Below are 21913 nucleotides of genomic sequence, written 5' to 3'. Positions count from 1 at the left end.
TCCTGTTGGGACGATCGACATCCGGGTGGAGCTGGGGATGTCGGTTGGGAGCGGGCAGGTTCACTCACTCGGGGGATGGGGGACGGTCGTTTCGGGCGGGGCCGTCGGTGGTACCCAACGGGTGACCTGATGGGTGTGGGAAGGGGTCAGTGGTGGACGACGGCACCTATGTCTTGTTCCTGGTCCTCGGCATCGCGCTCGTGGTGGTGGACGGCCAGATCATCTACCGGAGCGGGCTGCGGTACCTGTCCGACTCCTACGGCGAGGCGCAGTCCGCGCGGTCGATGGCCCGGCTGGTGTCGGTGCTGTTCCACTTCACCGTGCTCGGGGTGCTCGCGTTGATCTCCGCGATCGGGCTCGGGGGTGACACCCCGCTGGAGGCCATCGTGCGGAAGCTGGGGGTCGTGCTGCTCCTGCTGGCCTTGGCGCACGCGTTCACCATCCGGATGCTCACCCGGATGCGCGACCGGCTGGACGCGGAGAACCTGACCAAGCAGCGCTATGACCACCTGCAGACCCACGGTGTCCCGCTGGACTCGTCGACGCCGCCGCAGGGGGCGATCGACTCCGAGGCCATCGCGCGGGCAAACGGGAACTCCGAGACGCGGTTGTCGCGGGCGCCCGGGGCCGAGCCGGGGATCGGCACGGTTCCGGCGGCGGCCGACGGCACCGTCAACACCGGCGACGCGGGTGCTCGGGGCAATGCCGGGCGTACCGCGAACGATCCGTCGACCGCTGTCGCGGGGCAGGCGGTGCCGGGGCAGGAAGTGCCGGTGCAGCAACGTCGCGCCGTGCGGCCCGAGCTCGGTACGGAGGCCGTGGCGCGTCGGGGCGGTTCGGTGGGGCCGGAGGAGCATTGAGGACGTGGGTGCGGGCGGCGGTGCCGCTCGGGGTCGCCGTCGCCTGCACCCTCCCCGGGATATATCTCGGCGCGACCGGCGCGCACATCGCGCCCCCGGTCGCCGCGGCCCTCTACGGCATCGCTGTCGTGGGGGCCGCTTTCGTGCTGGGGTGGGTGGCCGAGGCGATCCAGGTGGACATCTCCGCCGGGCTGGCTATCACGGTGCTCGCGCTCATCGCCGTGCTGCCCGAGTACGCCGTCGACTTCGTGTTCGCCTGGGAGGGCGGGCACGCGTTCGCCACCGACGGGCCCGCGTGCAGCGCGGGGAGCTGCGGGCTGGCACTGGCGAACATGACCGGCGCGAACCGGATCCTCGTCGGCATCGGCTGGGCCGCCGTCGTCCTGCTCGCCGCATGGCGCACCCGGAAAGGCGGTTCCCGCACCGTCACCCTGGAACGCACCGACGCCGTCCCGCTCGCCTTCCTCGCCCTGGCCACCGTCTACTCGCTCACCCTGCCGCTGCGCCACAGCGTCACGATCGTCGACACCACCGTCCTCGTCGCCATCTTCGTCCTCTACGCCGTCCGTGTGGCCAAGGCGCCCGCGGGCGATCCCGACCTGGCGGGCGTCGCCGAGCTGATCGGCAGGCAACCCCGGCAGCGCAGGCGGCTCACCTGCACGGCGCTGTTCGCGTTCTCCGCCATGGTGATCCTGCTCGTGGCCGAGAACTTCGCGCACGCCCTCGTGGAGACCGGCGAGAAGCTCGGCGTCAGCAGGTTCCTGCTCGTCCAGTGGGTCGCGCCGGTGGCCTCCGAGGCGCCCGAGCTGCTCGTCGCCTGCCTGTTCGCGTGGCGGTTGAAGACCACCGACGCGCTGGCCACGCTCGTCTCGTCCAAGGTCAACCAGTGGACGCTGCTCGTCGGCACCCTGCCGGTGGTCTTCGCCGTCGCCGCCGGAAGCACCGCCGGGCTGCCGTTGGACGCCGCGCAGCGCGACGAGCTGCTGCTCACCGCCGCGCAGTCGCTGTTCGCGGTGACACTGCTGGTGAGTCTGTCGATCACGGTCCGTGCCGCGCTCGTATTGCTCGGACTGTTCGTCGCGCAGTTCGTGCTCGCCGCCGTGCTGCCCGACTCGGTGCGCGGCGTCGAGGTGATCGCGCTGTCCGTGGCCTACCTGCTCGGGGCGATCGTCGTCGGCGTCCGGTCGCGGGCGCACGTGCGCACGCTCCTGCGGGACGGGTTCCGCACGTCCTACCGCGACCTCGCGCGCTCAGGCCCGGACGTGCGGGGCCAGTAGCACCCGGGTGTCCGCGTGCACCCGGAACGTCTGCCGCAGCCCCGTGATGTCCAACGGCCGCAACACCGCCCGCGTGGTCGCCACCAGCCGCAGGTCGACCGCGCGCACGCGCGCCTGCTCACGCGTGTGCACCAGCGCGGTGAGCCCGGCCGCCGCCATGAAGTCCACTTCGGACAGATCGACCACCAGCACCAGCAGGTCCGGCCCGGCCAGCACCGACGCCAGCGCGCGCTCCACGGCGGGCGCGGTGCTCAGGTCGACCTCCCCGCGCACCCGGGCCAGCGCGGCCCAGCGGCCCGCCCGGGTGACCCGGACGGCGGCCCCGGGATCGCGCGCGCCGCGGGGCAGAGGGATCTCGGGAACTGTCGCGGGTGTCCATGTGCGAGGAGCCATGTCGGCCTCGGTTCCGGGACGCGGGTGGGAAGTCTTCGAAGCATAGAGCACCCCCGCGCGCGGGCAAGGTCCGCGCGTCCGCTTCGCCCGATGGGCGCAGGAAGTCCGCCGGAGCGGGCGATGTCCGGCGATTGGGTGTGACGATGCAGTGGTAGGTCATGTTCACCGGTGTACTAGGGAGGACGCATGCTGCGGCGTTGCTACCGACTCGGCTGGACGACCGTGGCCGCCCTGGTGGCCTTCACCGGCGTCGGCACCGGCGCGGTGCTGCTGCGGTCGTGGACCCTGGTGTTCATCGCGATCACCGCGGTCTGCCTGGCCATGGCCGCGGCCGCCGCGCTGACCGAGCAGCACGGCACGGCGCCCGGCGCGGTGCCGCTGACGCTGGTGATCTCCACCGCCCTGGTGGGTATGTCCGGGTTGGTGATGCTGGTCGAGTGGGTCGCGGTCGGCATTGTCGTGGCGTTGGTGGTGGCCGCGTATCCGCTGGTCGGGCTGCGCGGGCTGACCACCGACCAGCTGTGCGAGCGCTGGACCGCCGGGCTGGCCGGGCTGCGCGCCGCCCCCTCCGCCGTCGCGGCGGCCGCGATCGTGCGCGACCGGCAGCGTTGCCTGGACGAGCTCGAACGCCGCGACCCCGCAGGCGTGCGCCGCTGCCTGGCCACGCCGGGCGCCGACCCGGCCAGCGTGCTGCGCCACCGGCAGGGCTCGCACTGACGCGCGGGGCCGGGGGATCGCTGCGATAGTGGGCGGGTCCTCGTCCCCAGCCCTCGGGAGCGGCCGTGTCGACCTGTCTCGTCCTCGGCGCGAGCGGCTACGTCGGCGCCCTGCTGGTGGAGGCGCTGGCCGCGGCGGGGCACCGGGTGCGGGCGCTGTCGCGGGGCATCGAGCACGCCCCCGCCGGGGTGGTGGTCGTGCGTGCGGACGTGCGCGACGCCGACGCGCTGCGCGAGGCGATGGACGGTGCCGACGTCGTCTACCACCTCGTGCACTCGATGGTGGCGACCGGTTTCGCGCGTGCCGACGAGGAGATCGCCTACGCGGTGGCGGACGAGGCCTTCCGCGCGGGTGTGCGGCAGCTGGTCTACCTGGGCGGCCCGCGTCCGTGGGACGGCGAGGTGTCCGATCACCTGGCGTCGCGGGCCAGGGTGGGTGACATCTTCCTGGACTCGCCGACGCCCGCGCTGGTGCTGCAGGCGTCGATGGTCATCGGTGCCGGGTCGGCGAGCTTCACGCTGCTGACCAGGGCCGCGCGCGGCGGGCCGGTGCTGCCCAGCCCCGCGTACATGGCCAACCGCAGCAGACCGATCGCGATCGACGACGTGCTGCACTACCTGGTCGAGGCGGCCGAGGCGGAACCGGTCGACTGGGTCGCCGACATCGGCGGCCCGGAGGTGGTCACCTACCTGGAGCTGGTGCAACGCTGCGCGCGCGTGCTCGGGCTGCCGCGCCGGTTGTCGGTGCCGGTGCCGGAGGTCCCGATCGCGCTCGCCGCCGCGGTGAGCCCGTTGCCGGAGCCGCTGGTGCGGGCGTTGCTGGACTCGCTGCGGCACGACCTGGTTCCCACCTCCGTGCTGCCGCCCCCGCCCGGCGGGTCGACCAGCCTCGACTGCGCGATGCGCAGCGCCTTGGGCGTGCCCGTGCCGGTGGGGCCGCCGGACGACGTGGCCGTGCTGTGCGATCACCGGCGGTTGCGGGTGCGCGCGGGGCGGCGGGCGCTGTGGCGGGTGATCACCGACATCGGCGGTGACGCGGGCTGGCACACCCTGCCCGGCGCGTGGGCGTTGCGCGGCTGCGTCGACCACCTGCTCGGCGGCGTCGGCCTGCACCGCGGCCGCCCGGCGCGGCTGACGCCGGGCGACGTGGTGGACAGCTGGAGCGTGGTGGACCGTAGCGACGCCGACCGGACCCTGGTGCTGCGCACGGACATGCGGCTGCCCGGCCGGGCGTGGCTGACGTTGCGCGCGGTGGAGGGGGAGCGGCCGGGGGAGAGCGGCTACGAGCAGACGGTCACCTTCGCGCCGGACGGGATGCTCGGCAAGCTGTACTGGTACAGCCAGAAACCCGCGCACGAGCTGGTGTTCGGCCTGATGGCCCAGGGCGTCGCGTGGTCGGCCGAGCGCTCGCTCAGCCCTCGTCGGCCAGCGCGCTGAGCAACGCGATCGCGTCGCGTTCGGACACCGGACGGAAGAACGCGGCGTCCACGGCCTCCACGGCGGCGACCGCCTCGGGCGCGGCCGCCCGGCCTGCCGCGGTGATCCGGACGTGCTTGGCCCGCAGGTCGGACGGGTCCGGGGCGCGCTCGACCAGGCCCTTGCGCTCCAGCCCGGCCAGCACCTGGGAGGCCATCTTGATGTCCACCCCGGCGAAGCGGGCCAGGCTCAGCTGGTTGGGCACCTCGCCCTGTCCGTCCAGCCACCAGGTGCTCGCCAGCAGCACGAACTGCACGTGCGTCAGGTCCAGCGGCGCGAGCGCGGCGGCGATGTCGCGTTGCCAGCGCAGGGTCGCCCGCCACAGCAGCAGCCCCGGGCTGGCGGCCGGATGCCTGCTCACCGCCGCTCGGCCAGCGCGACGAGCGCGGCCATGGTCTCCGGGAAGTCGCCGGAGATGGTGGGGCCCAGGTCCGGCCCGGCCTGGCCGGTGATCTCCATCCGGTAGGTGACGGTGGTGCCGGTCGGGGTGGGGGTGAGCAGGTGGTGGGTGCGCACCAGCAGGCCGGGGAAGCGGGCCTCGTCTGTGAACGAGCGGTCCGCCTGCACGTCGGCCAGGGTGAGCGGGATCCGGTCGCCGTCCAGGGTGGTCATGGCGATGGTGCTGCCGGTGGCGAACGGGCCGTCGAGCACGCTGGCGGTGACGTCCCCGTTCCAGGCCCGCCAGCCGGGGACGTCGGCCCACAGGGCGAAGACGGCGGCCGGGGTGGCGGTGGTGTCGACGGAGTGTTCGTGGGTCCACATGCGGGTGCCTCTCAGTTGGTCTGCGCAGAGACTATCTGTGCGCAGACTATATGTCACCACCTGCGGCGGATGGATGTGACGGTGCCGGCTGCGGCGCTCGGGCGCGAGCGGGCGGCCCCTGCGCGATCATGGGGGGATGACCGCTGGGGACGGGGTGAACCGGATCGCGGGTGATGTCGGGCGGGCGGTGCAGGCCGGGGAGATCCACGGCGACGTCCACCTGCACGCCGGGGCCGCCGCCGAGCGGGCGCGATGCCGGTTCGGCCAGGTGCCGCCGCGCGTGGCCGGGTTCCAGCCGCGTCCGGTGGCGGGCGGCGGCCTGGTGCTGGTGGGGATGGGCGGCGCGGGGAAGACGCAGATCGCCGCCGATCTCGCGCACGCCGCCCGGGAAGCCGGGACGGAGGTGGTCGCGTGGGTGAACGCGGCGTCGCGGGACCGGGTGATCACCGCCTACACGGAGTTGGCGCATCGGATCAGCGGGGTGGAACGGGCGCCGGACGACGCGGTGTCGTGGCTGCTGGGCTGGCTGGACACGGCGCCGTCGTGGCTGGTGGTGCTGGACGACGCGGGGTCGCCGGACGAGGTGCGCGGGTTGGTCCCGGCCGCGACCCCGACCGGGCGGGTGGTGGTGACCACGCGGCATCGCGGGGTGGCGTGGCGGACGTTCGACCGACAGGTGGTGGAGGTCGGGTTGTTCAGCGCGGAGCAGGCCCGCGAGTGCCTCACCGCCTGGCTGGCTCGGGAGCCCCATCTCCTGGACGGCGCGGACGAGTTGGTGGCGGAGCTGGGGCGGTTGCCGTTGGCGGTCGGTCAGGCGGGTGCCTACCTGGCGGACCGGGGCATCTCCTGTGTGGACTATCGCCGGCGGTTTCGCGAGAGGCGGCTGTCGGACCTGTTCCCCGACGCCGACGAGTTGCCCGAGGGGCTCGACCGGGTGGTCGCGTTGACGTGGGCGATCTCCCTCACGCGCGCGGATGAACGGGAGCCGGTCGGGGTGGCGCGGCCGCTCATGCACGTGCTGTCCGTGTTGGATCCCAACGGAATCCCGACCGGATTGCTCGCGGCGCGGCGTGTCCGGGACTACCTGTCGACCGGCCGCGACACGCCGGTCACCGAGGAACAGGTGTGGGACGCGGCACGCTCGCTGGCGCGCCTGAACCTGATCGCGATGGACACCCGGCCCGAGGCGAGCGCGGTCGGGATCCGAGTACACGCCCTGGTCCAGCGTGCCACCCGCGAACACGCCTCCCCGGAACGTGTCACTGTGCAGACTCGCGTGGCCGCGGACGCACTGATGTCGATCTGGCCCAGCGTGCAGAACGACCCGACACTCGGGGATTCATTGCGGGCCAACGCGGCCGCGCTGCCGGATGGTCCATTGTGGACTATGGGAGTGCATCCGGTGCTGGTGCGGGTGGGACAGAGTCTGGGCGTGTCGGGGCAGGTTCGGGTGGCGCACCGGTATTTCACCGAGCTGCACCTCCGTGCGGTCGAGGCATTCGGGACCGATCACCCCGACACGCTGTCCGTCCGCCATGAGGTCGCGTTCTGGCAGGGGAGGGCCGGGGACGCGGCAGGCGCGATGGCCGCCTACGAGACACTCCTGGCCGACCGCGTGCGGGTGCTGTCCGAGGATGATCCGGCCATCGTGAACACCCGTGCCTGCATCGCCCATTATCGTGGTGAGTCCGGTGATCCGGCGGGCGCGCTGGTCGAGTTCCGCTCTCTGCTGCCCGACCAGATCCGGCTGCTCGGCGCCGACCACCCCCAGACCCTGCTCACCCGCAGCAACATCGCCTACTGGCGTGGCTGGTCCGGCGATCCGGCAGGTGCCTTGGCCGACTTTCGGCTGCTGCTCCCCGACCAGTTGCATCTGCTCGGCGCCGATCACCCTGACACCCTGCTTACCCGCAACAACGTCGCCTACTGGCGCGGCCGCTCCGGTGACCCTGAGGGTGCCCTTGCCGACCTGCTAGCCCTGCTGCCCGACCGCGCTCGCGTGATGGGGGTGGACAATCCGAACACGTTCGTCACTCGCGCCGCCATCGCTGCTTTTCGTGGTGAGACCGGGGATGTTGTCGGTGCGCTGGCCGATCTGCAAGCCTTGCTTGCTGACCAACACCGGGTCCTGGGAGTGGATCATCCGGCCGCCCTTGCCACTCGTGCTGATATAGGTCGCTGGTCGGTGGTGGTCGAGTCCTGAGCACTGATGTATAGCGGCTGCTGCTGTGTTTGTTGGCCTCGACTTCGCCTCGGCGGCGGGATCGCCTTCAGCCGGTCTCTTCCCACCCGATCACGTGCGGCCCGGGGGGCCGAACGCGATCGGGTGGGAAGAGACCGGCGCGATCCCGCGTGGTGGTCCAGCCAGGGGTGGTCGAGTTGGGGGTGGCTGGGTTAGTGGTGGTTGGGGTGGGGGTGGCTGGGTTGGGGGGTAGAGGGGGGTGGGGGAGCCGGGTCTGCGGCGGAACGTGTGCGGGTCGGGTTCAATAGGGGGCGATCCGACCGGCCGGGTGAAAGGGTCCCTTGTGGACGATCGTCTGATCGAGCGCGCTGCCGCGCTCGGGGTTGCGACCGAGTATGAGAACGGCGCGCGGGAGCGGGTGGTGGTCGACCCGGCGGTGGTGCAAGCCATCCTCGACGAGCTGGGGGACCCGACCCCGGCCCCACCCTCGGTCGTGCGCCAGGGAACCCGTGTCGAGGTCGGCCGAGGCGAGATCCTCCTGGAGGACGGCGATATCCGTCCGGTCGACGGCGCACTTCCGGACCTCCCTCCTGGCTGGCACACCCTCCGCACGGACGGCCGGGAGCGTTCGCTGGCCGTCGCCCCGAACGGGCTGCCTCAGGTCGCTCGGACCTGGGGATGGATGACCCAGCTCTACGCCCTGCACACATCCGACTCCTGGGGGATCGGCGACTACGCCGACCTGCGCGCGTTCGTCACCCGCGCCGCCCGGGACGATGCGGGCGCGGTCCTGGTCAGTCCCGTCTCGGCGGGCGCGCTCACCCATCCCGTGCGCAAGTCCCCCTACTCGCCGTCCAGCAGGCGCTTCCTCAACGCCCTGCACCTGTCCGTCGCCGACATCGACGAGTTCCGTGGCGCCGACCCCGACACCCAGGCCCGTGTTCGCGCTCTCAAGCCCGACCTTGGCGCCCGGATCGACCACGACGCGGTGTGGCAGGCCAAGACCGCCGCCTTCGACCTGCTCCAGCCGCGGATCCCCGATCTGGACACCCTCGATCCCGCGCTCCGCGACTTCGCCACCTACAGCGCCCTCGCCGAACGGCACGGTCCCGACTGGCGTGCCTGGCCGGCCGAGCTGCGCCACCCCGCGAGCGAGCATGTCGCCAGGGCTCGGCGTGAACTCGTCGATCGGGTGGGGTTTCACGCGTGGCTGCAACAGCGGGCCGACGAACAACTCGCCGCCGTGCACTCCGCCGCTCGGGGTATGTCGGTCGGAGTGATCCATGACCTGCCGGTGGGGGTCGACCCGGGCGGTGCCGACGGGTGGTCACTCCAGGACGTCCTCGCGACCCGGTGCACAGTCGGCGCGCCGCCGGACGCGTTCAGTCCGTTGGGGCAGGACTGGGTGTTGCCGCCGTTCCGGCCGAACGCCCTGGCCGAGGCCGGGTACCTGCCGTTCCGGGACATGATCCGGGCCATCCTCGCGCACGGCGACGGCATCCGGGTGGACCACGTGGCGGGGTTGTGGCGGCTGTGGTGGATCCCGCCGGGCGAGTCGCCCGATCGTGGGACGTATGTGCACTACGACGCCGAGGCCATGCTGGGCGTGCTGTTGCTGGAGGCGCACCGGGCGGGCGCGGTGGTGATCGGCGAGGATCTCGGGACCGTGCCCGAGTACGTCACCGACACCCTGCAGGAACGTGGCGTGCTCAGCTGCGCGGTCGCGTGGTTCCAGCGCGACCGGGAAGGGGACCCGCTGCCGTCGGACCGCTACCCCGCGCAGGCCGCCGCCAGCATCTCCACCCACGACCTGCCGACCGCGCCCGGGTTTCTCGCGGGCGAGCACGTACGGGTGCGGACCGAGCTCGGGCTGCTCACCGACCCCGAACGCGAGGCGCGCGCCGCCGTCGAGGAGCGCGCCGCGATCGTGAAGATGCTCGCCGATGAAGGTTTGGTGGGGGAAACCGCGACCACCGAGGAGATCGTGCTCGCGTTGCACGAGTTCATCGCGCTAACGCCGTGTGCGCTCGTCTTCGCCGCGCCGCCGGATCTCGTCGGTGAGCTCCGACAGCCCAACCTGCCCGGCACGGTCGACCAGTACCCCAACTGGCGGCTGCCGTTGCCGGTGACGGTGGACGAGCTGTTCGACCACCCGGCGGTGCGCGCCGCGGTGGCCCGTCTGCGGGCCCGGTGACTCGGACGGCCTACTGGTCCTGCTCCTGGGGTTCCGGCAGGGGGGTGACGCCCTGCTCTTCGAGCAGCGCGGTGTAGATCGGGGTCGGGTCGGTGTCCGGCACGGTCCTCGGTCTCCTGGGGACTAGGTCGAATGGTGATCGACTGCTGGTCTGTTCAACGCTGTGTATCCAAATCGTCTTCCCCGCACACCTCCGATCGGGTGACAGTTGCCGGTTCGCAATAGTCGAAGATCATTCAGTATCGCCCGATGTGGCCCGCAGCAGGTCGAGGTAACCGGCGCTGGCCTGCCACAACGCGTCCGAGAACGGTTCGAGCTTCCCCGGCTTCCACCGTCGCCGCTCGTACTCGGCAGTGCGCTCCGTCAGCGCCCGCAGGCTCACGTCAAGCTCGTCCCGCAGCCGCGCGGCCGTCTCCTCCTCCGAGGGTGCGGGCTCGCGCAACGCCTCCACGTCCCCGGCCGCCAACGCGTCGAGCACGTCCTCACGCACACCGTCCGCCGACCACACCGGCAGGGGCCGGTGCAGCACGTGGTTCCACACCGGCGCGCGCGCCGACCGCCAGTACGCGGTGAACGGCAGCTGCGGCAACCGGGTCGCCTGCGCCCAGTGCCGGGCCCCGTGCGGCTCGGTGCGCCACGGCACCTCGGGGACGTCCACGGTCAACGCGACCGTCACCGCCTCCACCTCGCCCGCCGGGCCGAGCAGCTCGCCCGCCACCCACAGCCCGTCCACCCGCAGCGGGTGGATCGCGATCGGCCGGGTGGTCATGTCGGCGCAGGTCTCGGCCAGGGCACGCAGGTGGTGCAGGGCGCGGGTCCGGTTCACGCGGGCCATCCTGCCGCACCGGTCCGTCGGTCACCCTCCGCCACTGGTCGTTGACGGTCCGCGCAACCAGGTCGTAGGTTGTGAATGTCAACCGAATCCCCACCGGTGTCCGGCGCCCACCAGGCGCGCGGTCGATCGGGCCTGCCCGGGTGGGGACCGGGTCACCCGGTGCCGATCGCGAGGGGAAGACGATGACCACGGCCGACGAGCGCGTGCACACCTATCCGTTCAACCGGCCGGAAGGACTGGAGCTGTCCCCGGCCTACCGGGACGCGCGGGTCGCCCCCGGCATGATCCGGGTGCGGCTCCCGTTCGGCGAGCCCGCCTGGCTGGCCACCCGCTACGAGGACGTCCGCTTCGTGCTCGGCGACCGCCGGTTCAGCCGCGCGCTGGCCGCGCGCAGCGACGAGCCGCGCAACCAGTCCTACCGGCGCCCCGGCGGCATCCTGGCCATGGATCCGCCTGACCACACCCGGCTGCGCGTGCTGGTCGCGGGCGCGTTCACGGTGCGGCGGGTGGAGAAGCTGCGGCCCTGGGTCCGGCAGATCGCCGCCGGGCTGGTCGCCGACCTGGTGGCCGCGGGTCCGCCCGCCGACCTGGTCGACGCGTTCGCGCTGCCGCTGCCGGTCCAGGTGATCTGCGAGCTGCTCGGCGTCCCGGCCGAGGACCGGCACCTGTTCCGGGCCTGGAGCGACGCCATGCTGTCCACCTCCAGCCTCACCGCCGAGGAGTTCGTGCGCAACGAGCGCGAGCTCAACGCCTACATGGCCGGGCTGGTCGCGCAGCGCCGCGAGCGGCCCGCCGACGACCTGATGTCGGCGCTGATCGCCGCCCGCGCGGAGAACCTCGACCGGCTCACCGAGGAGGAGCTGGTCGAGCTGTGCATCGGCGTGCTGGTCGCCGGGCACGAGACCACCGCCACCCAGATCCCCAACTTCACCCACGTGCTGCTCGCCCACCCGGAGCGGTTCGACCAGCTGCGTGCCGACCCGGACCTGATCCCGGCCGCGGTCGAGGAGCTGATGCGGTTCGTGCCGCTGGGCGCGGGCGCCGGGTTCGCCCGCTACGCCACCGAGGACGTGCTGGTCGGCGACGTGCCGGTGCGGGCGGGGGAGCCGGTGCTGTGCGCGGTCGCCTCGGCCAACCGGGACGAGGGCCGGTTCGAGGAACCGGAGGAGCTGCGGTTCGACCGCCAGGAGACCCAGCACCTGGGCTTCGGCCACGGCGTGCACCACTGTCTGGGCGCTCCGCTGGCCCGGTTGGAGCTGCAGGAGGCGCTGCGGGCCTTGATCACCCTGCCCGACCTGCGGCTGGCGGGCGACCCGGTGTGGAAGACGCAGATGCTGGTGCGCGGCCCCCGCGAGCTGCCGGTGGCCTGGGGCTGAGCCGAGAGACGAGGGAACCATGAGCTGGACGATCACCGTCGACCGCGGGACCTGCATGGGCTCGGGCATCTGCGCCGGGTCCCGGCCGGACGTGTTCCGGCTCGCGGGCACCGCATCGGAGCCGGTCGTGGACCGGATCGAACCGGACGAGGACGTGCTGGACCTGGCCGACACCTGCCCGGCCGCGGCGATCACCGTGCGGGACGAGGCGGGCACGGAGCTCGGCCCGCGCCCCTGAGGACCCCCGCCCGATCCGACCGTCTCGGACGGACGGTCGGATCGGACGGGCCTACCACTAGATCCGGCTGGACTCCAGCGGGGTCACCAGGATCGCGCGTGCGCCCACGTCCCACAGCTCGTCCATCACCAACGGCGCGCGGTCGCGCGGCACCAGCGAGCGCACCGCCACCCAGCCCTCGCGGGCCAGCGGCGACACCGTCGGCGACTCGATGCCCGGGGTCAGCGCGCAGGCGGCCTCCCGCACGTCGGCCGGGCAGTCGAAGTCGATCATCACGTACTGCCGGGCGATCAGCACGCCCTTGAGCCTGCGGTGCACCCGCTCGATCGCGTTGGCGGCCGTCTCGTCCAGGTCGGGCCTGCGCACCAGCACCGCCTGGGACCGCAGGATCGGGTCGCCGAACACGGCCAGCCCGGAGTTGCGCAGGCTGGTGCCGGTCTCCACCACGTCGGCCACCGCGTCCGCGATGCCCAGCTGCACCGAGGTCTCCACTGCGCCGTCCAGCCGGACCAGCCGAGCCTCCACCCCGTGCCGGGCCAGGTACTGGCCGACCAGGCCGGGGTAGCTGGTGGCCACCCGCTTGCCGCGCAGGTCCTCGACGGCGCGCATCTCGTCCGGGCGGGCCGCGAACCGGAAGGTCGACGCGGAGTAACCGAGCTCCATGACCTCCTCGGCGCCGGTGTCGGCGTCGATCAGCAGGTCGCGGCCGGTGATGCCCGCGTCCAGCGTGCCGCTGCCGACGTAGAGCGCGATGTCGCGCGGGCGGAGGAAGAAGAAGGCCACGCCGTTGCGCGTGTCGTCGATCATGAGCTCGCGGTTGGCGCGATGGACCTGGTACCCGGCGGCGGACAGGAGCTGTTCGGAGGGGACGCTGAGCGACCCCTTGTTGGGCACGGCGATCCGTAGCGTGGTCACGCGCCGGAATCTTGCCACAGTGGACCCCTCGCGGCCCCGGTGACGGGCGTCGCACACAGTCATTGACAAAATTCTGTTTTACGTACAAACTCGTTTTTGCCATGAGAGATGTCCTGTACCTGGAGCGGATGGAGCAGGCCGAGGCCCTGCTCAAACCGCAGCGCGTCGAGGTGCTGCGACAGCTGGCCGAGCCCCGTTCGTGCACCGAGGTGGCGAGCAGGCTGGACCAGACCCCGCAGCGCGTCTACTACCACGTCAAGAAGCTGGTCGAGGTGGGCCTGGTGACCCAGGTCGCCGAGCGCAGGGTGCGCGGTATCGGCGAGGGGGTCTACCAGGCGGCGGCGCGGGCCTACTGGCTCTCGCCCCGGCTGGTCGGCCGGGTCGCCCCGCGCGGCGACGATCTCGCGCTGGGCTACCTGGTGGACCTGATGGAGCAGGTCCAGGCCGATATCGGCGCGCTGGACCGGGCCGCGCCCGAGCTGCCGTCGCTGGGGGTCTCCGGTGCCATCCGGCTGCCCCCGGAGCGCCGCCAGGAGTTCTTCGCCGACCTGCGCGCCACCCTCCAGGACCTGTTCACCCGCTACGGCGGTGCCGAGGGCGACCCGTTCGCGCTCGTCGTCGCCTGCTACCCGAAGGAGACGACCGATGAGTGAGCCGCTGGTGCTCAAGGCCCGGATCGCCGCCGACCCCGAGCGGGTCAGCCGCGCCATCACCGACCCGGCCGAGCTGCGCGGCTGGCTGGCCGACCACGTCGAGTCCGACGCCGCGACCTTCGCCTTCTGGGGGCCGACGATCCCCGAGGGCGACGCCCCGCACCAGCGGCTGATCACGCGCACGCCGACCGAGCTCACCTTCGGGTGGCGGGTGGGCGGCGAGGACACCACGGTGTCGCTGGTGCTGGCCGAGGCGGCGGACGGCGGGACCTCGCTGACGCTGACGCAGAGCCACTTCCCCGGCTGGGCCGTGGCCGCGTCGCGCGAGGGCGGCGTGCTCGCCCTGCTCGGCACGATCTGGGGCCTGGTGCTGGCCAACCTGGTCGAGTACGTCGAGGGGCGGCCGCTGACCCCGCGCCAGGACCTGACCTCGTCCGAGCTGCGCGCGGAGGTCGTCATCGCGGCGGACGCGGCGCGCGTGTACGACGCGCTGGTCGACCCGGCGCGGTTCGAGGAGTGGTTCGGCCACGCGGTCGGCATCGAGCCGTGGGTCGGCGGCCGGTGGGCGATGGGCGGCCTCGACGTCAACCCGAACCCGGCGACCATCACCGTGCTGGAACCGGGACACGGGCTGACCCTCGACTTCGGGTCCGGTTTCGGCGTGACCTCCTGGGAGCTGGCCGAGTCCGACGGCCGCACCCGGCTGACCATGGTGCAGAGCGGTTTCGACCCGGCGAACCCGCCGTACGGCGGCTGGTGCGGCTGGCTCAGCGGCATCGCCGAGCTGCGCCGCTACCTGGAGCAGGCGGCCTGGCGCTCGACCTGGGTCGACCTCGAACAGGTGGGCTGACCTGCTTCCCTTGCGCGGGGCGGACTTCCGGACACGAGTGTCCGGAAGTCCGCGCACGCCAACCGTACGGCGAACGATTTTGCACGGTGTTCAAGCGACGCTCTGATGCGGATTGGTCCGATCCGGTGATCCGCGCGGCCACGCGTGTTGGTCTACGACGGTTGACGGTCGCGTGCGGTGATCACCCGGCGGTGTCCTGCGGTACTGGGGGAGGAACCCGGCGAGGCCGGACACGCAGGGCGTAGGTCGCGTGTCCGGCCCGTACCCGTGGCCGACCCACCATTCGGGTGGCCCGGGGCCCGGAGCCGACGGCCGGTTTCCGCGGCGGCCGTCCACGCTCCGATCGGAGTGGTGCAGGGTGACTTGAGCATGCCGGATCCCCGCGCGGCGCACCCATCCCAATCCCTCATAGCCCCGCGTTATGATCAATTCGGGTACCAAGATCGTCTTCGCCGGACGGTGTCCGGGGAAACTCGCTCGCCGCAACGGGGTTCGCCGACCTACGCTCGGCGCGCACTCCCGGTGCGAGGCCCGACGGATACTTCTGCAAGAGGAAACGACCGTAGGGTGTCCGGTGAACTCGGGAGGGCCCGGACGCGATCCGGTGCGCAGGCAACGGCTACTTCGCTTCTAACGACGGGGTCGTGGGTTCGATCCCCACCACCTCCACCAAGGTGGAGGTGTAGCTCAGCGGCAGAGCACGAAGCCGTCGCCGACCCTTGATCTCGGATCGCGCCCAGGGTTCCTCCCTCGGGATTCCTTGGGGGAAAACGATGTCCAAGTTCAACAAGGTCGGCGTGCGCCCGGCCGTCCGCTCGCCGGTCGTCACCACCGACCGCGAGCCCAACCACGCGGGCCGTCCCGGCCACGCGCGCGACCTGCGCGGCGAGCTGTTCCTGCTGGCTGTGTCCAACATGGCCGGCGAGCGTACTTTCCACGAGTCGGCCGGTTCCCGCGACGAGCGCTACGCGGAGCTGGTGCGCGCGGCGACGGTCGCCGACCCGGACTGGACCGCGCGCCTGCTGCGCTGGCTGCGCGCCGAGGCCAGCCTGCGCTCCGCGTCCCTGGTGGGCGCGGCCGAGTTCGCCAAGGCGCGCCTGGACGCGGGCCTGCCCGGCCGGTCCCGGCAGGTGATCGATTCCGTGCTGCTGCGCGCCGACGAGCCGGGGGAGCTGCTCGCGTACTGGATCTCCACGTGCGGCCGCGCGGTGCCCAAGCCGGTCAAGCGCGGTATCGCCGACGCGGCCGCGCGCCTGTACGACGAGCGCGCGCTGCTGAAGTGGGACGGCGACAGCCACGCGTTCCGCTTCGCCGACGTGCTCGACCTCGCCCACCCGTCGCCGCGCGCGCCGTGGCAGGGCGAGCTGTTCCGGCACGCGCTGGATCTGCGGCACGACAATGCGGACGGTGTACCGGCAGGGCTGCCCGTGCTGACCGCGCGCGCCGCGCTGATGGCGGTACCGGTGGCGGAGCGCGCGGAGCTGTTCGCGCGCGACGACGCCGTGGAGACGTTACGAAGTGCGGGTATGACGTGGGAATCGGTGGCCGGTTGGCTGCAGGGTCCGCTGACCGCGCGGGTGTGGGAGTCGCTCATCCCGTCGATGGGATACATGGCCCTGCTGCGCAACCTCCGCAACTTCGACGCGGCGGAGGTCTCCGACGAGGCCGCCGCCCGGGTCGCGGCCCGGCTCGCCGACCCGGCGGAGGTCGCCCGCTCCCGCCAGCTGCCGATGCGGTTCCTGTCGGCCTACCGGGCCGCGTCGGCGCGATGGGCGTACCCGCTGGAGCGCGCGCTGGAGTCGGCACTGGCCAACGTCCCGGCCCTGCCGGGGCGGACGCTGGTGCTGGTGGACCGCTCCGGGTCGATGTTCTGGTCCCGGACCTCCGGCCGCTCCGAGCTCACCTGGGCCGACACCGGCGCCCTGTTCGGCTCGGCCCTGGCACTGCGGGCCGCGCACGCGGACCTGGTGGAGTTCGGGTCGACCAGTCAGCCCGTGCACCTCCGTCCGCGTGAGTCCCTGCTGCGCGCGGTCGACGGTCGCTTCCACGATCTCGGCGGCACCGACACGCCGTCGGCGATCCGGGAGCACTACCGGGGGCACGACCGGGTGGTGATCGTGACGGATGAGCAGTACACGAACGGATACGACCCGACCTTGCTGGTGCCCGCGGACATCCCGGTCTACACCTGGAACCTGGTGGGCTACGGCGTCGGCCATGCACAGTCCGGAATGGACAACCGACACACCTTCGGTGGTCTGTCGGACGCCGCGTTCCGCGCGATCCCGCTGCTGGAGTCGGGTCGGACGGCCGACTGGCCGTTCTGACCTCGTTGTCCGGCAAGGGTTTCGGCAGCACCGACTGCCTGGGACGTGCCGACGGTCTCCGGTTGCCGCCTGCTCACGGCAACCGGAGACCGGGTCGTCAGGAGGCGTTGAGATCGGGGGAGAACTGGGCCACGGCCGCGGCGCGGGCGGCCGCGACCTCCTCGGCGGACGCCGTCTCCGCCGCGACGGCGGTCCACGCCTCGATCGAGGCGAGGCTGAACTGTTGCGCCTCGGCCGAGTTGCCCGCGGCCACCGGGTCGTCGATGACCTCGCCTGCGAGATACAGGCCCAGAGCGAGGACCGCGCCGTCCCAGCCGGGGCCGACGTAGAGCGAGCCCGCGGCCCCGCCCGCGAGCTCGATCGGCACCGTGTGCTCCAGCACCAGCTCGGTCTCGTCGCCGTGGGTGGACAGTCGCACCTCGACGACGCTGGTCGGGCCGCCGAAGGTGACGCGCAGCAGGGTCGGCGGCTCGCAGTGCAGGATGTCCCCGCCCGCGTTGCCCTCCAGCTGGAACGTGCCGCCGGGGCGCAGGTCGCCGGACAGCGGCAGGAACCAGCGCGCGACCCGGTCGGGGTCGGTGATGGCGTCCCACACGTCCGCGGCGTCGGCCCGGTAGCGGCGGGTGAGCAGCACGCCCACGCTCTCCCCGGTCTGCTGGACGGCGCGCGTGACGGCGGCGATCTGGGCGGCTATATCCATCATGAGGGTTCCTTGTCGGTGGTGGGTCGGCGCTCGCGTCGCCCCCGGGCCAGCTCGGTGGCCAGCGCGTCGAGGTGTCGGTCCCAGAACCGCCGGAACCGCCCGAGCCACTCGTCGACCTCGCGCAGCGCCGCCCCGTCCACGGCGTACAGGCGGCGCGTTCCCTCGGCGCGCACGGTGGTGAAACCGTGCTCCCGCAACACCCGCAGGTGCTGCGACACCGCAGGCTGGGAGATGCCGAACTCCGCCCGGACGATCTCGGTGATCGCCCCGGAGGCCTGTTCGCCCTCGGCGAGCAGTTCGAGGATCCGACGACGCACCGGGTCGCCCAGGACGTCGAACGCGTGCATGGCGGCAAGTGTCTAGGTGCAGCTTATATAAGTCAAGGCTTTGTCTGTCGGTGCCCGCCGCTACCGTGCGCGACATGACGATCGCCACCGTGTCCGGCGTCGGCCTGACCCTCGACTGCGCCGACGCCGACCGCCTCGCCGACTTCTACCGTGCGGCGTTCGGCTACGCGGACCAACCGGTGCCCGCCCCCTTCGCCACCCGCGCCGAGTGGGTCGCCTCCGTCGGCGATGACCCGGACGAGGGTGGCGCCTGGCTGTGCCACCCGGCGGGAGTGATGCCGGACCTGTTCCTGCAACAGGTCCCCGAGCCCCGGCCGGGCAAGCTCCGCCTGCACCTGGACGTGTCCCTGTCCGGCGATCCCGACTGGTCCCGCGTCATCTCGGTCGCCGACGCCCTGGTCGCCATCGGCGCCACCCGCCTCGCGGACTTCCCGGGCCGCTGGGTGGTGCCGGCCGATCCGGAGGGGAATGAGTTCTGCTTGTCGTGATAATCCATTAAGGACACGTTCGTCACCCCGCGATCCGCGATACACTCGGGACCCATGCGGCCGCGCGCGGGGTGTCGCCCCCGATGAGAACACTGCTCACCTTCGCCCGCTCCACCCTGGACGACTGCGTCCTGCTGGAGGTCCACGGCGAGGTCGACATGTCCTGCGCGCACCTGCTCGACACGGCGGTGCGCGAGTCCCCCGGCGACATCCTCGTCCTGGACCTCACCGGCGTCCGGTTCCTTAGCGGCGCGGGCGTCGACGTGGTCCTCAACGCCGCCTGCCGCGACGGCCACGCCACCGTCGTCGTGGTCGCACCGCCCGCCTGTCCGGCCTACCGCACCCTGGCCCTGGCGGGCGTCGAGGCCACGACCACCCTGTACCACTCCATCACCGACGCCCTCACCGCGACCCGGGACGTGGCCTGGTAGTCGATCGTCTCTTATGGACGGACCGGGGCGGGGTCAACGGGCGGCCCGCGCGAGCGCCTGTGGACGACTCGGCGCTCACGTCAGGGAGTCCGCCAAGTCATGCAGGGCGGCCACGTCCGCCCATGTCCGAGCCGTGTCCAGCACGATCCGATCCGGCCGGATCAACGCCGCCACCACCCCCGCCCCCCGCAACCACTCACCGAACGGCGAGTCCAATCCGACCACCACCGGTGCGTCGCCCAACATCTCATCCGACCAATCCCATTGCGGACACACAGTCCCCGCCAACCGCCCCCGCCCCACCAACGCCCCCCGCCCCAACCGAGGCGACGACAACCGCAACGCCGCCGTCGACACCCCGGGAACCCGTGCCGCCGCCCGGATCGCGCCCCGTCGAGCAGGTCCGCCGGTCAGAGCCCAGCCGACCACCCGGGCCGCGTGGATCGTTCGGGTGACGTGTGGCCGCCGTTCGGACTCGTAACTGTCCAGTAAGGAAGCATGTTCCAGCTTCCACGCCAGGTTGTGCGCGTCCCGCAACCCCGCCCCCAGCCCCTGTCCGATGAACGGCGGCGTCTCGTGCGCCGCGTCCCCCAACAGGAACGCGTTCCCCACCCGCCACCGCTCCGCCACGCGCGCGTGGAACGTGTACGTCGTCGCGCGCAGCACCTCCAGCTCGGCGAAACCCGGCAGTAACAAGCGCGGGTCCGCCCGTTCCCCCTCCCGCAGCCGGAACTCCCACCGGTAACGGTCGCCCGCCACCCGCATGAACGTCGTCGGCCGCCGGGCGTCGCACACCTGGTGCACACCGTCCCAATCGGACAGTCGAACCGTCGAACGCGCGTCCACCACCAGCCACGTCTCGGAACGTCCCAGGCGCCGGTGGCCGATTCCCAGCAGCCGTCGGACCGTGCTGTCCGCGCCGTCGCACGCGAGCACCGCTCGGGCGGGGACCGGGCCCGCGTCGGTGTGCACGACGCCGTCCGACAGACCGGTGACCGTCACCCCGCGCCGGATCTCCACCGGCAGCGCGGCGGCGAGCAGCCGTTCCAGCATCGGCTGGTCGAACATCGACGACTCGGGATGACCGTCGGGTCCGACCATCGCGTCCCGGCGGAACTCCGCCAGCACCCGCCCGGTCGGCGAGACCAGGCGCAGACCGGGCATCGGACGGCTGATCGCGCGGAACCGCCCCGCCACGCCCGCGGCCTGCAGCACCCGCAGCACCTCCCCGTCCAGGTGCACGGCGCGGGGGAGTGGGTACGGCCGCTCGTGCCGTTCCAACACCACGGTCGGGATCCCACGGCGGGTGAGCAGCAGCGCCGCGGTGAGCCCCACCGGTCCCGCGCCCACCACGACCACCGGGCTGATCAATCCTGATACCGCCTCACGTTCCGGAGTGGGCAACCTCCCGGTCGAGCAACCACGGGGCCCAGGGTGGACCGGCCCAGCGTCACGTTCGCGGCCCCGGACCCGCATAGGCATCGCTGTGGGCGCCGGGAAGAGCTACGGGCCGCTCGATGACGTGCTGTCCGCGCCTGCCCGAGCCCCGTTCGCGAGCACGCCGCCGAGCCAGGTCACCACCAGGCCCGCCACCACCACGCCGAGCAGGCCCACACGCAGGCTCGCGGCGTCCGCGACCACGCCGACCAGGGGCGGGGACACCAGCGAGCCGATCCGCAGCAGCCAGCTCACCACCGTCAGCCCCACCCCGGGCGGCAGGCCGCGCACCTCGTCGGCGCTGTGCATGGCGGCCGGGACCAGGGTCGCCACGCCCAGCCCGGCCACGGTGAACCCGGCGATGGTCGTCCACACCGCCGGGAACGCCAGTGCGAAACCCAGCCCGGCCGCGGTCACCACGCCGCCCACCCGCACCACGCGGCGTTGTCCGAACCGGTCGGTGACCCGGTCGCCCGCCAGCCGTCCCACGGTCATCGCCGATTGCAGGCCCACGAACGCCAGCCCGGCGACAGCCCCGCCCGCGCCCAAGGACCCCGATAGATACACCGCGCCCCAGGACGAGCCCGCGTCCTCGACCAGCGCGCCGCACGCTGCCAGCACGCCGAACACGAGCACGAGTCGGATCGCCGCGCCCGACCGCCTGCCCGGCGGATGAGAGGCCGGTTCGCGTTCGGTGTCGTCGTGGCCGGGCAGCATGAACCGGTAGCAGACGAACGCCACCGCGGTGAAGAACACGGCCGCGGCGATCACGTGCACGGTCAGCGGAAGGCGGGTCCCCGCCGCGAACGAGCCCAGCAGTCCACCCGCGACCGCGCCCACGCTCCACAGTCCGTGAAACGAGTTCACGATGGACCGGCCGTAGCGGCGCTGCACCCGCAGGCCGTGCGTGTTCTGCGCGACGTCGATGATCGAGTCAGCGGCCCCGGCGGCGAACCACGCGGCCGCGAGCGCGAACCAGGACGGCGCGAACGCGACCCCGACCAGCGTCGCGGCCAGCACGGCCATGCCCAGCGCCGCCACCCGCGCCGACCGCAGCCGGGAGATCAGCGCGGGCGCGAACAATCCGGCGAGCAGAGCGCCCAAGGGCATCGCGGCTATCGCGGTGCCCAGCTCGGTGTTGTTCAACGCGAGCGCCGCTTTGATCTCCGGCAGGCGCGGCACGACGGTGGCGGGCAGCGCGCCGTTGGTGAGGAACACACCTGCCACCGCGAGTCGGGCTCGCGTATCGGCGCTGGTCGGAGTGGGCACGACAGCCCACACTACCGGCCGGTCCCGACTCGACTTCGGACACGCTGAGTGTATGAAAGCGGATCATGGATTGCTCGATCGGGTGGAATCCTCGGCCACCCCTTTGCCTTCCCCGGCGACCGCTGGTTGCCTTTGCCCGTCCGGATCACCGTCGGGGAGCGCCGATCCCCAGAGAGGTCGGGTG

22 protein-coding genes are annotated in these 21913 nt (G+C 72.5%); 13 read left to right on the top strand and 9 right to left on the bottom strand.

Annotated features, from left to right (window positions below; translation table 11 throughout):
* The first annotated feature begins 152 nt into the window (after positions 1-152).
* Both C503_RS43580 and C503_RS0124990 read left to right on the top strand, forming a co-directional pair.
* Positions 153-860 (top strand): hypothetical protein, encoded by a 708-nt coding sequence (locus C503_RS43580; protein ID WP_156893458.1) that lies wholly within the window; start codon positions 153-155, stop codon positions 858-860.
* The gene (locus C503_RS0124990; protein ID WP_033401008.1) at positions 857-2137 is read left to right on the top strand and encodes a sodium:proton exchanger; all 1281 of its coding nucleotides are present in this window, start codon (positions 857-859) and stop codon (positions 2135-2137) included. The genes C503_RS43580 and C503_RS0124990 overlap by 4 nt, the downstream gene beginning before the upstream one ends.
* On the opposite strand, the gene C503_RS40740 is transcribed toward C503_RS0124990, so the two are convergent.
* Positions 2111-2530 carry an anti-sigma factor antagonist gene (locus tag C503_RS40740; RefSeq protein WP_018684972.1) on the bottom strand — a complete coding sequence of 140 codons (420 nt, stop codon included), beginning with the start codon at positions 2528-2530 and terminating at the stop codon, positions 2111-2113. The two genes, C503_RS0124990 and C503_RS40740, sit on opposite strands and share 27 nt — an antisense overlap.
* A gap of 186 nt (positions 2531-2716) precedes the next feature.
* Here C503_RS40740 and C503_RS0124980 point away from each other — a divergent pair, with 186 nt between their 5' ends.
* Together C503_RS0124980 and C503_RS40735 are read left to right on the top strand one after the other, a co-directional pair.
* A complete protein-coding gene (locus C503_RS0124980; RefSeq protein WP_018684971.1) occupies positions 2717-3247 on the top strand; it encodes a hypothetical protein in 531 nt (176 codons plus the stop codon).
* A 65-nt stretch (positions 3248-3312) separates the two neighbouring features.
* Entirely contained in the window at positions 3313-4683 is a 1371-nt protein-coding gene (locus C503_RS40735) for a DUF2867 domain-containing protein (protein WP_018684970.1), read from the top strand.
* Here the strand turns inward: C503_RS40735 and C503_RS0124970 are convergent.
* Entirely contained in the window at positions 4658-5083 is a 426-nt protein-coding gene (locus tag C503_RS0124970) for a MarR family winged helix-turn-helix transcriptional regulator (protein ID WP_018684969.1), read from the bottom strand. The two genes, C503_RS40735 and C503_RS0124970, sit on opposite strands and share 26 nt — an antisense overlap.
* Positions 5080-5484 (bottom strand): SRPBCC family protein, encoded by a 405-nt coding sequence (locus C503_RS0124965; RefSeq protein WP_018684968.1) that lies wholly within the window; start codon positions 5482-5484, stop codon positions 5080-5082. The genes C503_RS0124970 and C503_RS0124965 overlap by 4 nt, the downstream gene beginning before the upstream one ends.
* Positions 5485-5620: 136 nt before the next feature.
* On the opposite strand from C503_RS0124965, the gene C503_RS40730 reads away from it, so the two are divergent.
* A complete protein-coding gene (locus tag C503_RS40730) occupies positions 5621-7687 on the top strand; it encodes an NB-ARC domain-containing protein (protein WP_156893457.1) in 2067 nt (688 codons plus the stop codon).
* Between the two features lie 322 nt (positions 7688-8009).
* The gene (malQ, locus tag C503_RS0124955) at positions 8010-9860 is read left to right on the top strand and encodes a 4-alpha-glucanotransferase (protein WP_018684966.1); all 1851 of its coding nucleotides are present in this window, start codon (positions 8010-8012) and stop codon (positions 9858-9860) included.
* 232 nt (positions 9861-10092) lie between these two features.
* On the opposite strand, the gene C503_RS46185 is transcribed toward malQ, so the two are convergent.
* Positions 10093-10686 carry a DUF7711 family protein gene (locus tag C503_RS46185; protein WP_018684964.1) on the bottom strand — a complete coding sequence of 198 codons (594 nt, stop codon included), beginning with the start codon at positions 10684-10686 and terminating at the stop codon, positions 10093-10095.
* A 191-nt stretch (positions 10687-10877) separates the two neighbouring features.
* On the opposite strand from C503_RS46185, the gene C503_RS0124940 reads away from it, so the two are divergent.
* Positions 10878-12071, top strand: coding sequence for a cytochrome P450 (locus C503_RS0124940; RefSeq protein WP_018684963.1), 1194 nt, complete (start codon positions 10878-10880; stop codon positions 12069-12071).
* 19 nt (positions 12072-12090) lie between these two features.
* Positions 12091-12309, top strand: a complete 219-nt coding sequence (locus C503_RS0124935; RefSeq protein ID WP_018684962.1) for a ferredoxin — start codon at positions 12091-12093, stop codon at positions 12307-12309.
* Between the two features lie 57 nt (positions 12310-12366).
* On the opposite strand, the gene hisG is transcribed toward C503_RS0124935, so the two are convergent.
* On the bottom strand, positions 12367-13224 hold the full coding sequence (hisG, locus tag C503_RS0124930) for an ATP phosphoribosyltransferase (RefSeq protein WP_018684961.1): 858 nt from the start codon (positions 13222-13224) through the stop codon (positions 12367-12369).
* Between the two features lie 101 nt (positions 13225-13325).
* Here hisG and C503_RS0124925 point away from each other — a divergent pair, with 101 nt between their 5' ends.
* From C503_RS0124925 to C503_RS0124910, 3 genes are all read left to right on the top strand, one after another.
* Positions 13326-13877 carry an ArsR/SmtB family transcription factor gene (locus C503_RS0124925; RefSeq protein ID WP_026316678.1) on the top strand — a complete coding sequence of 184 codons (552 nt, stop codon included), beginning with the start codon at positions 13326-13328 and terminating at the stop codon, positions 13875-13877.
* Positions 13870-14727, top strand: coding sequence for an SRPBCC family protein (locus tag C503_RS0124920; protein ID WP_018684959.1), 858 nt, complete (start codon positions 13870-13872; stop codon positions 14725-14727). The genes C503_RS0124925 and C503_RS0124920 overlap by 8 nt, the downstream gene beginning before the upstream one ends.
* Positions 14728-15500: 773 nt before the next feature.
* Positions 15501-17054 carry a TROVE domain-containing protein gene (locus C503_RS0124910; RefSeq protein ID WP_018684958.1) on the top strand — a complete coding sequence of 518 codons (1554 nt, stop codon included), beginning with the start codon at positions 15501-15503 and terminating at the stop codon, positions 17052-17054.
* A 97-nt stretch (positions 17055-17151) separates the two neighbouring features.
* Here the strand turns inward: C503_RS0124910 and C503_RS0124905 are convergent, their stop codons facing one another.
* Together C503_RS0124905 and C503_RS0124900 are read right to left on the bottom strand one after the other, a co-directional pair.
* The gene (locus C503_RS0124905; protein ID WP_026316677.1) at positions 17152-17757 is read right to left on the bottom strand and encodes an SRPBCC family protein; all 606 of its coding nucleotides are present in this window, start codon (positions 17755-17757) and stop codon (positions 17152-17154) included.
* Positions 17754-18104: an ArsR/SmtB family transcription factor gene (locus C503_RS0124900; protein WP_018684956.1), complete on the bottom strand. Its 351-nt coding sequence runs from the start codon at positions 18102-18104 to the stop codon at positions 17754-17756. Before C503_RS0124900 ends, C503_RS0124905 begins: the two co-directional genes overlap by 4 nt.
* 74 nt (positions 18105-18178) lie before the next feature.
* On the opposite strand from C503_RS0124900, the gene C503_RS0124895 reads away from it, so the two are divergent.
* Together C503_RS0124895 and C503_RS40725 are read left to right on the top strand one after the other, a co-directional pair.
* Positions 18179-18592 (top strand): VOC family protein, encoded by a 414-nt coding sequence (locus tag C503_RS0124895; RefSeq protein ID WP_018684955.1) that lies wholly within the window; start codon positions 18179-18181, stop codon positions 18590-18592.
* A gap of 83 nt (positions 18593-18675) precedes the next feature.
* Positions 18676-19023 (top strand): STAS domain-containing protein, encoded by a 348-nt coding sequence (locus tag C503_RS40725; RefSeq protein WP_018684954.1) that lies wholly within the window; start codon positions 18676-18678, stop codon positions 19021-19023.
* A 75-nt stretch (positions 19024-19098) separates the two neighbouring features.
* Here the strand turns inward: C503_RS40725 and C503_RS40720 are convergent, their stop codons facing one another.
* Together C503_RS40720 and C503_RS0124880 are read right to left on the bottom strand one after the other, a co-directional pair.
* A complete protein-coding gene (locus tag C503_RS40720) occupies positions 19099-20394 on the bottom strand; it encodes a bifunctional 3-(3-hydroxy-phenyl)propionate/3-hydroxycinnamic acid hydroxylase (RefSeq protein ID WP_169514610.1) in 1296 nt (431 codons plus the stop codon).
* A 132-nt stretch (positions 20395-20526) separates the two neighbouring features.
* On the bottom strand, positions 20527-21729 hold the full coding sequence (locus C503_RS0124880) for an MFS transporter (RefSeq protein ID WP_026316676.1): 1203 nt from the start codon (positions 21727-21729) through the stop codon (positions 20527-20529).
* Positions 21730-21913: the final 184 nt, after the last annotated feature.

This window comes from Actinokineospora enzanensis DSM 44649, from assembly GCF_000374445.1.
Lineage (GTDB): Bacteria > Actinomycetota > Actinomycetes > Mycobacteriales > Pseudonocardiaceae > Actinokineospora > Actinokineospora enzanensis.
Note: the sequence above shows the minus strand (reverse complement) of the source record. Positions and strands in the feature narration are given on the sequence as shown.